Genomic DNA, 12,614 nt, shown 5'->3' on the forward strand with positions numbered 1-12,614 from the left:
CCGCACCGGTGGGTGCTAGGGGGTGTCGTGGTGCGGCCCGAGCGCCGTGGGACGTGGCGCAGGTCAGCCGCCCTGACCGGCGCTCCCGATCGGGCCGACCTTCGCCGGGGAGCCGGAACCGTCCGTGCCGGGCAGCGTGTCGGCACCCCCGTTCCGCAGCCAGGCACAACGCACACCTGCGGCGCGCAACCTCCGCAGCTCCCGCACCCTCTTCCACGCCGGCCATGATCTACGCGCCGACGACCGACTTGGAACACACGTGCCGGAACTTGTACTGCATACCAATGGACGCACCTGGCCCCTGGAGGCGTCCCGGAGCTACACCATCGGGCGCGACCAGCAGGCCGATATCCGGTGCGTCGACCGCCGGGTTTCCCGGCGGCACCTGATGATCCGTTGTGACGGCGGAACATGGGTCATCGAAGATCTCGGCAGCGCCAACGGCACGTTCGCCGACGGGAGCCGTGTCCAGCGGATCGAGATCGCCCACGGTTCGATCGTCCGGCTGGGCGACGTCTCCACCGGCACGCGGCTGGACTTCACCGGAGCCCCGGAGGCGGTGGTTGACGATCAGACGCGTGCTGACGAAACACCTGCGGACGCTCCCCGTGGAGCCGCCGCGACCCTTTCCTTCGACCGGAACCCCTCGGGCGTCCACCAGATCGTCAGGGGGCAACGGCTGCGGATCGGTCGCGCGCAGGACAACGAACTCGTGGTGGAGGGCCCGCATGTCTCCCGCCACCACGCGGAGTTCCGGCCCCTGCCCGGTGGCCGCTTCGAAATCGTCGACCTCGGCAGTCACAACGGCACCTACGTCAACGGGCAGCCCGTGGACCGCCGCCGGATCATCGGCCCGCACGACATCGTGGGTGTCGGCCACTCCACCTTCCGGCTCGCCGGGGACCGGCTGGAGGAGTTCGTCGACACCGGCGAGGTCTCCTTCACCGCCCGCGACCTGACCGTGACCGTCGGGCGTGGCAAGACCATCCTGGACGACGTCTCCTTCGGCATCCCCGAGAAGTCGCTGGTCGCGGTGATCGGGCCGTCGGGCTCGGGGAAGTCCACCCTGCTGCGCGCACTCACCGGCTACCGGCCCGCGGACCGCGGTCAGGTCTTCTACGACCAGCGCGATCTCTACGCCCAGTTCGCCGAGTTGCGCCACCGCATCGGGCTCGTCCCGCAGGACGACATCCTGCACAAGGAGCTGACCGTCGACATCGCGCTGAAGTACGCCGCCAGGCTCCGCTTTCCCGGTGACACCAAGGCGGCCGAGCGCAAGGCCCGCATCGACGAGGTGCTCCGGGAGCTCAAGCTCGACGTCCACCGGGGCAAGAAGGTCGCCTCGCTCTCCGGCGGCCAGCGCAAACGGGTGTCCGTCGCCCTGGAGTTGCTGACCAAGCCCTCCCTGCTTTTCCTCGACGAGCCCACCTCCGGGCTGGACCCCGGCCTGGACCGTGATGTCATGAAGCTGCTGCGGGAGCTCGCCGACGACGGCCGCACCGTGCTGGTGGTCACGCACTCGGTCGCCGAACTGGCCCTGTGCGACCGGGTGCTGGTCATGGCGCTCGGTGGCTCCGTGGCGTACTTCGGTCCCCCGGGCGAGGCCCTGGACTTCTTCGGTCACGACAGCTGGGCCGATGTCTTCTCCGCCTTCGAGAACCATCGCGACGACGACTGGGGCGGGCGCTGGCTGGCCTCCCGGCAGTACGACCGGTGCGTCGCGGAGATCGACTCGGCCGTACCGCCGCAAGCGCCGGGCACTCCCGCGGCGCAGCCGCGCGCGCGAGCCCTGAAGCCCAGATCACAGGACTGGCTCGGCCAGTTGTGGACGCTGATGCGCCGCTATGTGTCGGTCATCGCCTCCGACAGGGGCTTCATGGCGCTGATGCTGCTGCTCCCGGCCGTGCTGGGCGGAGTGAGCTGTCTGGTTCCCGCGCCCTACGGACTCGCCCCGCCACCGCCGGACAGTCGTTTCCGCTACAACCAGGAGTCCGGAACGATTCTGCTGGTGTTGGTCGTCGGGATGTGCTTCTCCGGCGCGGCCAACTCCGTACGTGAGTTGATCAAAGAACGGGTGATCTACGAACGGGAGAGAGCCACGGGGCTGTCCCGATCCGCGTATCTGATGTCAAAGGTGATCGTCCTCGGCCTGATCACCGCGATGCAGGGAGTCGTCATCTGCGCGATCGGCTTCTCCGTCCGCCAACTGCCCGCCCGGGGGGTGCTCATGCCCACGGCCGTCGAGGTCTGCGTGGTCATCAGCGCCCTGGGCCTCACCACCATGATGTTCGGCCTGGTCATCTCCGCCCTGGTGAGGACCACGGAGAAGACCATGCCGCTGCTGGTGATGTTCGCCGTCGTCCAGGTCGTCTTCACCGGGGTCCTCTTCCAGTTGTTCGACTCCCCGGGCGTCGAACAGGTCGGCTGGCTGATGCCCGCCCGCTGGGCGGTCGCGGGCGCCGGGACCACACTGGACCTCGCGCACACCATGCCACCCTGGAATCTCGACAAGCCGGACGACGTCGACCCGTTGTGGGCCCACACCGTCACCCAGTGGGGCATCGACCTCGGTGTGCTCCTGGCCATCGGGCTGGTCTGCGGCTTCGCGGTGGTCCGCCTGCTGCGCCGGCACGAACCCGAGGTCATGCGGGACTGAAGGTCGTGGTGCAGGTGCGGTAGAACACGGCGGTGCCGAAGGAGTCGCCGACCTGCGGGCCGATGATGTGGACGCCGACACCGTCAACCGGGAGCTGTCCATCGCGCGCAAGGCGATCGGCTGGTGACAGCGTCAGGGCTGGACCAGCTCCGATCCGGAGGCCGCCCCGCTGCTCACCCACAGCGGCCCAGGGTGATGTGCGGGTACCAGCCGACGTATCGGCGGACCTCGTACTGGTCCGGGCCGCATTCGTTCTTCGCGGTCTGGAAACACTCCTCGATCCGCCAACGTGTCCCTGCGATCCGCACCAGATCGACGATCTCAGTCTCCATCGGAGCGTAGGCCAGGTGGCAGGCGATCTCCTCGGGCTTGCTGCGGCTGCGCCGGGCCGCCGGGACTCTGCGCCGCGACACCGGCCCGGCCCCGCTGCCGGAAATGGCCGCCTTCCGCTTCTCCGCCCTGCGGCTGCCCCGCAGCCGAGTGCCGGGACGTGCCGCCACGTAGTCGGCCGACGGCAGGGTGCCCGTGCCCGGGGCAACACCGGCCGGCCGGGGCGGTGGTTTGAGCGCTTGGGGGGTACTCCGCATGTGGACAGGTGCTCCTTGTGAGACGAGGCAACCACCATGGAACAAGTGGTCACCGTGGGCCTCGACGGTTCGGCCGAGAGCCTGGCCGCCGCTCGCTGGGCCGCAGACGAGGCGGAGCGGCGTGAACTGGCGCTGCGTCTGACGCATGCGTGGATCCTGCTGTCCCCGCCCACTCCGGACAGTTCCGCGGCGGACGAGCAGAACTACTGGGCGAAGCGGATCGTGCACGACGCGCATACGGAGCTGTCCAGCAGCCATCCGGGACTGACCATCGTGGAGGACCTGGTCGCGGACGAGGCCGAGACGGCCCTGCTCGACGCGGCCGCGCGGTCGCGGATGCTGGTGCTCGGTTCCCGGGGGCTGGACCCGGTGGCCAGCTTCTTCCTGGGCGATGTCGGATTGCATGTCGTCGGTCGGGCGGAGCGGGCCGTGGTGCTGGTCCGCGGGGAGCGGGCGGCGGAGCAACGCCGACGGCGTGTGGTCGTGGGCCTGAGTCTGCACGGTCCCCAGGACAACCTCCTGGAGTTCGCCTATGTCACCGCCTTCACCCGTGGTGTGCCGCTGCACGCCGTCCACGGAAGAAAGCCCGACCGGGCGTACACCGGCGTCCGGGGCGCGGGATCGGACGTGGCCCGGGACCTGGCGGAGCAGGCGCGAGGGGAACTGGAGGAGGTCCTGCGGCCGTGGCGGGAGAAGTTCCCCCGGGTGCGGGTCGTCGACGAGGTCCGATGGGAGAGCCCGGCCCGAGCCGTCGTACGGGCCGCCGCAGACAGCGACCTGCTGATGGTGGGACGGCGAAAACACCCGCCCGCCCTCGGCCCCCGCCTCGGCCCCGTGGTGCAGGCGGCCGTGCACCACGCGGCCTGTCCGGTCGCCGTGGTCCCCCATGAATGACCTCGGAGGCGAGCGGTTGTCCCTGGCCCGCTCCGGCGGGTGATCACGGCGGGGAGCCGAGGTCCGAATGGTCCACGGCGGTTCCGGGGCGGGGCGCCGCGGTCGGGAGGGTGAGGGTCACCGAGAAGGTGCCGCCGGTGGTCGTGGGTTCCAGGGTGCCGCCCATCGCCTCGGCGAGGTCGCGGGACAGCCGGAAAGAAAGACTGTTGGTCCGGGCGCCGGTCGGCCCGGAGCCGGTGCCGTCCGTGAGGCGCAGGGTCAAGTGGCCCGGCCGGGCCTCCGCCGTGAGGGTCGGTGGGGCGTCGGGCGGGCTGTGGCGCAGTGCGTCGGCTCCGAGCACCGTGAGGACACGGGTGAGCAGGGCCGCGTCGGCCAGTACGTAGGGAAGCTCTTCCGGCAGTCGGAGGGCGAGGGTGTGGCCGCCGGTGCCGAGGTCGTCGAGGGTGGCGGTCAGCGCCTCGTCCGGGTCGGTGGGCCGCAGGTACAGGTCCAGGGCTCCGATGTGCAGTCGGCTCAGGTCTTCGAGGTCGGTGACGAGCTGGGCGGCGCGGTGTACCGCTGACCGGGCGGTGGCGAGGTGGCGGGTTTGTTCGGGCGGCAGGGGGTGCAGGCGCTGGAGCGCTTCCCCGGCCGTGCGCAGTGGTGCCCGCAGGTCGTGGCTCGCGGTGAGGAGCAGGGAGGCGCGGGTGTGTTCGGCGGCGGCGAGGGTGTCGGTTTCGGCGGCGTGCCGGGTGAGCCTGCCGTGGGTGTGGGCGATGCCGATCTGTGTGGCGCACGCGGCGAGGATGCGCTGGTCGTCCGCGCTCAGCCCACGACCGCGGGCCGCCAGGGTGAGACGGTCGTCGACGGGGGCTTCCACATCGGCGTCATAGGGCAGCTCGGGGGGCCGCTCGCCGGTGCTGGCCAGGACGTACCAGCGGGGCTCGGTGCCGCGGCCCGGTTCGCGTTCCAGCAGGCTGACCGAGGTCAGGGCGAAGTTCTCCCGGACCTGTTCCAGGAGCGCCGGCAGGTCCTGCCCGCGCGTCATGGCGACTGCCAGGCGGCTCAGCGCCCGGGCCTCGGAGGCCGCCCGCCGGGCCTGATGGGTACGGTGCGCGGCCGCACCGGCGGCGGCACCGACCAGCCACCCGGCGGCGACGAAGACAGCCAGCGCCACGATGTCGATGGGGTGCGTGACCTTCAGGGAGTGCGGCGGTGCGGTGAAGTAGTAGTCGGCGAGCACCCCTGAAGCGATCGCGGTGGCCAGCGCGGGGCAGACGCCACCGACGAGGGCGGTCGACACGACGACCAGCATGTAGCCGAGCAGCGCGCCCGGCAGACCGACTCGGTCGCGCAGCGCGGTCAGCACGAGCGTGAGCAGGGGCAGCAGCAGGGCGGCTCCGATCAGCGCGGACCACAGCCGCACCGGTCCGGTGCCTCGGGACGGCCGCCGCGGCAGCCGGGGGAACACGGTTCCGCCGACCTGTTCGTGGGTGACGATGTGCACGTCGATGGGGCCGGAGCCGTGGATCGTGCGCTGTCCCACACCGGCCCGCAGCAGGAGCGAGAGGCGGCCGCGCCGACTGGCGCCCAGGACGATCTGGGTGACGTTCTCGGCCTCGGCGAACCGCAGCAGCGCCGCGGGGACGTCCTCGCCGGTGGTCTGGTGGTAGCTGCCGCCGAGCGACTCCACCAGGCCCCGCTGCCCGGCCAGCGCGCCCGGGGCCGGCTGGGCGAGCCCGTCACCGGGCACGACGTGCAGGGCCAGCAGTTCGCTGCCCGGTGTGCGGGCGGTGATCCGGGCGGCGCGGCGGATCAGGGTCTCGCCCTCGGGGCCGCCGGTCAGGCCGACCATGATGCGTTCCCGGGTCTCCCAGGGGGCGGTGATGCCGTGCTCGGCGCGGTAGCGCTGCAACCCCTCCTCGACGCGGTCGGCCAGCCACAGCAGGGCCAGTTCCCGCAGTGCGGTGAGGTTGCCCAGCCGGAAGTAGTGGGTGAGGGCGCTCTCGACGCGGTCCTGCGGATAGACATCGCCGTGCACCAGACGGCGGCGCAGGGTCTCGGGCAGCAGGTCGACCAGCTCGATCTGGTCGGCACGGCGCGCCACCTCGTCCGGCAGGGTCTCGTGCTGGACGACGCCGGTGATCTGCCGTACGACGTCGTTGAGCGACTCCAGATGCTGGATGTTGAGGGTGGTGACGACATCGATCCCGGCGTCGAGGAGCGCGTCGACGTCCTGCCAGCGCTTGGTGTGGCGCGATCCGGGCACGTTGGTGTGCGCCAGCTCGTCGACCAGGGCGATTCCGGGACGGCGGGCCAGCACGGCGTCCAAGTCCATCTCGGTGAAGGCCGTACCCCGGTGGACCAGGGTGTGCCGGGGGATGGTCTCCAGGCCCTCGGCCAGCGCGGCGGTCAGCCGCCGCCCGTGCGGCTCGACCAGGCCGACCACCACGTCGGCGCCCTGCGCGCGCAGCCGCTGCCCCTCCTGGAGCATGGCGTACGTCTTCCCGACCCCCGGCGCCGCCCCGAGGTAGATCCGCAACCGTCCACGTGCCACGGGCGGCCTCCCGCCGATTCAGCGCCACCATGCACCCGCATGTCCATGGTGCGCCCGGGAGGGGCTCCTTCAGCGCAGGCGTGTCGCGGGGAGTAGGCCAAGTGGGCCGATTTGTGCCGGGACACCGTCAGCGTCTTCGGACGGGGGCCGCCGCCACGCTAACAAGGGGCGTCGTCGGTGACCGCGCCACGAGCCGCCGGAGTGTCTTCCGTATGTCAGATGTGGGGTTCATCGTCCTGATCGTCGCCGTGTTCGCGGTCCTCGGCCTGGTCGTGAAAGGGGCCGGACGGCTGTGAGAGCTGACAATGTCATCGGTCTCGTGGTCGCGGTGGCTCTCCTCGGCTATCTGGTGCTGGCCCTGATCTTCCCGGAGAAGTTCGAGTGAACGGCACCCTCGCGGGATGGCTTCAGGTCCTCGCACTGATCGGGGCGCTGGCGCTGTCCTACCGCCCTCTGGGCGACTACATCGCCCACGTCCTCACCGCGCCCGGGCATCTGCGCGCCGAGCGGCTGATATACCGGCTGGGCGGGGTGGACGGCGACACCGATCAGCGGTGGCCGGCGTATCTGCGCGGCGTGCTCGCGTTCTCCGCCGTGTCGGTGCTTTTCCTGTACGGGTTCCTGCGCTCGCAGAACCGTCTGCTGCTGTCGATCGGCATGAAGCCGGTGGCACCGGACCAGTCCTTCAACACGGCCGCGTCCTTCGTCACCAACACCAACTGGCAGTCGTACTCGGGTGAGGCGACGATGGGGCATCTGGTGCAGATGGCGGGCCTGGCGGTGCAGAACTTCGTCTCCGCGGCCGTGGGCGTCGCCGTCGTCGCCGCCCTGATCCGCGGCTTCACCCGCGAGAAGACCGACCGGGTCGGCAACTTCTGGGTGGACCTGACGCGGATCGTGCTGCGGGTCCTCCTCCCCATCGCCTTCGTCTTCGCGATCGTGCTGGTCGCGGGCGGGGTGATCCAGAACTTCCACGGCACCGAGTCGATCTCCACCATCGCCGGTGGCCACCAGAGCCTCACCGGAGGCCCGGTCGCCTCGCAGGAGGTCATCAAGGAGCTGGGCACCAACGGCGGCGGCTTCTACAACGCCAACTCCGCCCACCCCTTCGAGAACCCCAACGCCTTCACCAACTGGCTGGAGATCTACCTGCTGCTGGTGATCTCGTTCGCGCTGCCGCGCGCCTTCGGCCGGATGGCCGGCGACGACCGCCAGGGGTACGCCATCGTCGCCGTCATGGCCCTGATCTGGGCCTCCTCGGTCGCCATCATCACCGCCAACGAGCTGCACAGCGTCAGCAGCCAGGCGGGCCATGCGGCGGGCGGGATGATGGAGGGCAAGGAGCAGCGGTTCGGCATCTGGGCGTCGGCCCTGTTCGCCGCGTCCACCACGCTCACCTCCAGTGGAGCGGTGAACTCCTTCCACGACTCGTTCTCGCCGTTCGGCGGCGGCATGACGATCTTCAACATGATGCTGGGCGAGATCGCGCCCGGCGGCACCGGCTCCGGCCTGTACGGCATCCTCATCCTGGCCGTCATCGCGGTCTTCGTGGCCGGGCTGATGGTGGGGCGGACGCCCGAGTACCTGGGCAAGAAGCTGGGCGGCCGGGAGATGAAGTTCGCCTCCCTGTACATCCTGACCACCCCCGCGATCGTGCTGGCCGGCTCGGGTCTGGCGATGGCGCTGCCCGGTGAGCGGGCGGGGATGCTCAACAACGGTCCGCACGGGTTCTCCGAGGTGCTGTACGCCTTCACCTCGGCCGCCAACAACAACGGGTCCGCGTTCGCCGGGCTGAGCGTGAACACGGCGTGGTACAACACCGGGCTCGGCCTGGCCATGCTCCTCGGCCGCTTCCTGCCGATGGTGTTCGTCCTCGCGCTCGCCGGCTCGCTCGCCGAGCAGGCGCCGACGCCGGTCACGGCGGGCACGCTGCCCACGCACCGGCCCCAGTTCGTCGGCCTGCTGACGGCCGTGGTCGTCATCGTCGTCGGTCTCACGTACTTCCCGGCGCTGTCGCTGGGGCCGCTCGCGGAAGGTCTGCGGTGATGTCCTCCACCACCCTCGAACCCCAGGGCGCGCCCGGGGAGGATCCGAACCCGTCCCCCCGCGTCTCCGGAGGACTGCTCGATCCCCAGCAGCTCCTGGTCTCCCTGCCCGACGCGGTCAGGAAGCTCGACCCCCGGACCATGGTCAAGAACCCGGTCATGTTCGTCGTGGAGGTCGGCGCGGTCCTCACCACCCTCTCGGCGATCAAGGACCCGAGCGTCTTCGCCTGGGTGATCACCGCATGGCTGTGGCTGACCGCTGTCTTCGCCAATCTGTCCGAGGCCGTGGCGGAGGGCCGTGGCAAGGCGCAGGCCGACACGCTGCGCAAGGCCAGGACCGAAACCGTCGCACGCCGTCTGACGGGTGGTCCGGAAGGCACCGAGGAGCATGTGCCGGGCACCGCGCTGGGCGTCGGCGACCTGGTGGTCTGCGAGGCGGGCGACATCATCCCCGGCGACGGTGATGTGGTCGAGGGCGTCGCGTCGGTCGACGAGTCCGCGATCACCGGGGAATCGGCCCCGGTCATCCGGGAGTCCGGCGGCGACCGGTCGGCGGTGACCGGTGGCACGAAGGTGCTCTCGGACCGGATCGTCGTGAAGATCACGTCCAAGCCGGGGGAGACCTTCATCGACCGGATGATCGCCCTGGTCGAGGGCGCCGCGCGGCAGAAGACCCCGAACGAGATCGCGCTGAACATCCTCCTCGCGTCCCTGACCGTCGTCTTCCTGCTGGCGGTGGTGACCTTGCAGCCGTTCGCGATCTACGCGGGCGCCGAGCAGCCCATCGTCATCCTGGTCGCCCTCGTGGTCGCGCTCATCCCGACCACCATCGGGGCGCTGCTGTCGGCGATCGGCATCGCGGGCATGGACCGGCTCGTGCAGCGCAACGTCCTGGCGATGTCGGGGCGCGCCGTCGAGGCCGCCGGGGACGTCAACACCCTGCTGCTGGACAAGACCGGCACCATCACCTTCGGCAACCGCCAGGCCGCCGAGTTCCTGCCCGTCGGCGGGGTGGACATCGACGAGCTCGCGGACGCCGCCCAGGTGTCGTCGCTGGCCGACGAGACCCCGGAGGGGCGTTCGATCGTGGTCCTGGCGAAAGCGAGACACGGAAAGCGCGCCCGGGACGAGGGCGAGCTGGGGCACGCCGAGTTCGTGCCGTTCACCGCCCAGACCCGGATGAGCGGGGTCACCATCGACGGCTGGGAGGTCCGCAAGGGCGCCGCGTCGTCGGTCGCCGCCTGGGTGACCGAGCACGGCGGGCAGTCCGGCGTCGAGGTGCAGTCGGTGGTGGACCGGATCTCGGAGGCGGGCGGCACCCCGCTGGTGGTCGCCGAGCGCAGGGACGCATCGGCTCGGGTGCTGGGCGTCATCCACCTCAAGGACGTCGTCAAGCACGGGATGCGGGAGCGGTTCGACGAGCTGCGCCGGATGGGCATCAAGACCGTGATGATCACGGGCGACAACCCGCTGACCGCCCGGGCCATCGCCGAGGAGGCGGGCGTGGACGACTTCCTGGCGGAGGCCACTCCCGAGGACAAGATGGCGCTCATCAGGCGCGAGCAGGCGGGCGGCAAGCTGGTGGCGATGACCGGCGACGGCACGAACGACGCCCCGGCGCTCGCCCAGGCCGACGTCGGCGTGGCCATGAACACCGGCACCTCGGCCGCCAAGGAGGCCGGGAACATGGTCGACCTGGACTCCGACCCCACCAAGCTCATCGAGATCGTGGAGATCGGCAAACAGCTGCTGATCACCCGCGGCGCGCTGACCACCTTCTCGATCGCCAACGACGTCGCGAAGTACTTCGCGATCATCCCGGCGATGTTCGCCATGGCGTATCCGGGTCTGGAGAAGCTGAACATCATGCGGTTGCACAGCCCGACCTCGGCCATCGCCTCCGCGATCGTGTTCAACGCGCTGATCATCGTCGCCCTGATCCCACTCGCCCTGCGCGGCGTCCGCTACCGGCCCTCCTCCGCCGTCGCCCTGCTCAGCCGCAACATCCGGGTCTACGGGTTCGGCGGGCTCGTGCTGCCGTTCATCGGCATCAAACTCATCGACCTGCTCGTCCAGCTCGTGCCGGGACTGCGCTGACCGACCCAGAACGAGGCTCTCACCGTGCCCAGACGTCTTTCCCCCGTGGTCCGCAACCACCTGTCGGCCTTGCGGATGCTGCTCGTGTTCACCGCCCTCACCGGGATCATCTATCCGCTCGCCGTCACCGGAGTCGCCCAGGTGGCGTTCCCGGACCAGGCGAACGGCTCGCGGGTGAAGCGGCACGGGAAGACCGTCGGCTCCAGCCTGCTCGGCCAGAACTTCACCCTGCCCGGGAAGAACTCCCACGACCCGGACGAGCCGGCCGGGCCCGACCCGGGGTGGTTCCAGCCCCGCCCGTCCGCCGGCGGATACGACCCCTTGGCCTCCGGTGCCTCCAACCTCGGCCCCAACAACCGGAAGCTGGCCAGGACGGTCGAGCAGCGGCGGGCCTCCATCGCCGCGTTCGACGGTGTCGAGCCGGAAGACGTACCGGCGGACGCCCTCACCGCTTCCGGCTCCGGCCTCGACCCGCACATCTCCCCGGATTACGCGTACCAGCAGGTGAACCGGGTCGCCAGGGCCCGCCGCCTGAAGCCGGCGACGGTACGCCACCTCGTCACCGAACACGTCCGGGGCCGTGTCCTCGGCTTCCTCGGCCAGGAACGCGTGAACGTCGTCGAGCTCAACTCCGCACTGCGGCTCGATGCCCGATTCGCCGGGTGAGGTGGAGGCGCGCACCATGGACATCGACCGGAGAACAGTCGTCGTGCGGGGGAGGCGCGAGCGCCAAGGCGCCGTGCGCGGCACGAACGCGGGAGGCGGCGATGGCGCGCACGGCAGGACCTCCCCCGATCGTGGTCGGTATCGATCCCGATCCGGACAAACGCATGGCGCTCGCCTGGGCAGCCGACGCGGCGGACCGACGCCGCCTCCCGCTGCTGCTGGTCCTCGCGCAGAACGTGCCCACTCCCGGGTACCGGCCGACGGGCGGGCGCCCGTCCTGGGAGGAGTGGAACGAGGCGCTGCACGCGACGGGGGACCGTCTGCTGAACGAGGCGGTCGCCTACGTCGAGACCCGGCACCCGCGGGTGCGGGTGTCCGGGCTGCTGGCGGAGGGGCACCCCGCGTGGGTGCTGCGCGAGCAGGCGGAGAATGCCACGGAGGTCGTGCTCGGTTCATGGCGCCTGAGTGCTCTCCACGAGCTCTTCACCTCGGCCGCCGTCACCCTGCCGCTCATCGTCCACGCACCCTGCCCCGTGGTGGTCGTACCGGAGCCGGAGCACATCACCCAGCAACCGCCGTACTTCGTGGTCGGAGTCGACGGCAGCCCTGCTTCCGCCACCGCCGTGGACGTCGCCTTCGAAGAGGCCGCGCTGCGCAACGCGGTCCTGCGGACCCTCTACGTGTGGCACCCGCCGATGCTCGGGGTCCTGGACGAGGACGCGGCCGTCCGGGAATGCCGTCGGCTGCTGTCGGAGACGGTGGCCGGGCGCGGCGCCTCCCATCCGGAGGTGGAACTGCGCCATGAACTCGTGCGGGGACACCCGGTACAGGTCCTCACCGAGGCGTCCGAGCACGCGCTCGGCCTGATCGTGGGCACGCGCGGGCACGGTGGTTTCACCGGCATGCTGCTGGGTTCCGTCAGCCAGGGCGTACTGCACCACGCGCGCTGCCCGGTCATCGCCGTCCCGCACGCGTCCGGCCATGGCGGGCGCCGGCGGTGATGTCGAGGACGACCGGCGGCAGCGGACGCGGGGAGGAGAGCGGATACGCCCGCATGGCGGTGCCGGCCTTCCCGTTCGGTCCATCACGGCCGTGTCGAGGGCGGATTTCCCGCGTGCCTGACGGGGGATGAG

Annotated in this window: 8 protein-coding genes and 2 pseudogenes; 7 read left to right on the forward strand and 3 right to left on the reverse strand. The window is 70.8% G+C overall.

Annotation, left to right across the window (positions count from 1 at the left end; genetic code table 11):
* Nucleotides 1–63 precede the first annotated feature (63 nt).
* A pseudogene (locus tag ABZ562_RS00195) lies at nucleotides 64–147 on the reverse strand (DUF4232 domain-containing protein); the annotation flags it as partial.
* Nucleotides 148–259: 112 nt separating this feature from the next.
* Between ABZ562_RS00195 and ABZ562_RS00200 the strand changes: the two are divergent.
* Nucleotides 260–2,656, forward strand: a complete 2,397-nt coding sequence (locus tag ABZ562_RS00200; RefSeq protein ID WP_361471689.1) for an FHA domain-containing protein — start codon at nucleotides 260–262, stop codon at nucleotides 2,654–2,656.
* 188 nt (nucleotides 2,657–2,844) lie between these two features.
* Here ABZ562_RS00200 and ABZ562_RS00205 read toward each other — a convergent pair.
* Nucleotides 2,845–3,045 (reverse strand): annotated as a pseudogene (locus ABZ562_RS00205) (IS701 family transposase); the annotation flags it as partial.
* Nucleotides 3,046–3,279: 234 nt separating this feature from the next.
* Between ABZ562_RS00205 and ABZ562_RS00210 the strand changes: the two are divergent.
* On the forward strand, nucleotides 3,280–4,137 hold the full coding sequence (locus ABZ562_RS00210; protein ID WP_361471692.1) for a universal stress protein: 858 nt from the start codon (nucleotides 3,280–3,282) through the stop codon (nucleotides 4,135–4,137).
* A gap of 43 nt (nucleotides 4,138–4,180) precedes the next feature.
* On the opposite strand, the gene ABZ562_RS00215 is transcribed toward ABZ562_RS00210, so the two are convergent.
* Nucleotides 4,181–6,673, reverse strand: a complete 2,493-nt coding sequence (locus ABZ562_RS00215) for a DUF4118 domain-containing protein (protein WP_361471695.1) — start codon at nucleotides 6,671–6,673, stop codon at nucleotides 4,181–4,183.
* A gap of 292 nt (nucleotides 6,674–6,965) precedes the next feature.
* On the opposite strand from ABZ562_RS00215, the gene kdpF reads away from it, so the two are divergent.
* The 5 genes from kdpF (at nucleotide 6,966) to ABZ562_RS00240 (ending at nucleotide 12,482) form a co-directional block, all read left to right on the forward strand.
* Nucleotides 6,966–7,058 carry a K(+)-transporting ATPase subunit F gene (gene kdpF, locus ABZ562_RS00220; RefSeq protein WP_361471697.1) on the forward strand — a complete coding sequence of 31 codons (93 nt, stop codon included), beginning with the start codon at nucleotides 6,966–6,968 and terminating at the stop codon, nucleotides 7,056–7,058.
* A complete protein-coding gene (kdpA, locus tag ABZ562_RS00225; protein ID WP_361471700.1) occupies nucleotides 7,055–8,719 on the forward strand; it encodes a potassium-transporting ATPase subunit KdpA in 1,665 nt (554 codons plus the stop codon). Before kdpF ends, kdpA begins: the two co-directional genes overlap by 4 nt.
* A complete protein-coding gene (gene kdpB, locus ABZ562_RS00230) occupies nucleotides 8,719–10,815 on the forward strand; it encodes a potassium-transporting ATPase subunit KdpB (RefSeq protein WP_361471703.1) in 2,097 nt (698 codons plus the stop codon). The genes kdpA and kdpB overlap by 1 nt, the downstream gene beginning before the upstream one ends.
* A gap of 24 nt (nucleotides 10,816–10,839) precedes the next feature.
* Nucleotides 10,840–11,481 (forward strand): potassium-transporting ATPase subunit KdpC, encoded by a 642-nt coding sequence (gene kdpC / locus ABZ562_RS00235; protein WP_361471706.1) that lies wholly within the window; start codon nucleotides 10,840–10,842, stop codon nucleotides 11,479–11,481.
* A gap of 101 nt (nucleotides 11,482–11,582) precedes the next feature.
* Nucleotides 11,583–12,482 (forward strand): universal stress protein, encoded by a 900-nt coding sequence (locus tag ABZ562_RS00240; protein ID WP_361471709.1) that lies wholly within the window; start codon nucleotides 11,583–11,585, stop codon nucleotides 12,480–12,482.
* Nucleotides 12,483–12,614: the final 132 nt, after the last annotated feature.

The sequence above is a fragment of the Streptomyces sp. NPDC019937 genome (genome assembly GCF_040631655.1).
Lineage (GTDB): Bacteria > Actinomycetota > Actinomycetes > Streptomycetales > Streptomycetaceae > Streptomyces.

Excerpts from the sequence above, each read along its gene's own strand:
- ABZ562_RS00210 (WP_361471692.1), top strand. The coding sequence starts at position 3,280 with ATGGAACAAGTGGTCACCGTGGGCCTCGACGGTTCGGCCGAGAGCCTG.
- kdpB (WP_361471703.1), top strand. The coding sequence starts at position 8,719 with ATGTCCTCCACCACCCTCGAACCCCAGGGCGCGCCCGGGGAGGATCCG.
- ABZ562_RS00240 (WP_361471709.1), top strand. The coding sequence starts at position 11,583 with ATGGCGCGCACGGCAGGACCTCCCCCGATCGTGGTCGGTATCGATCCC.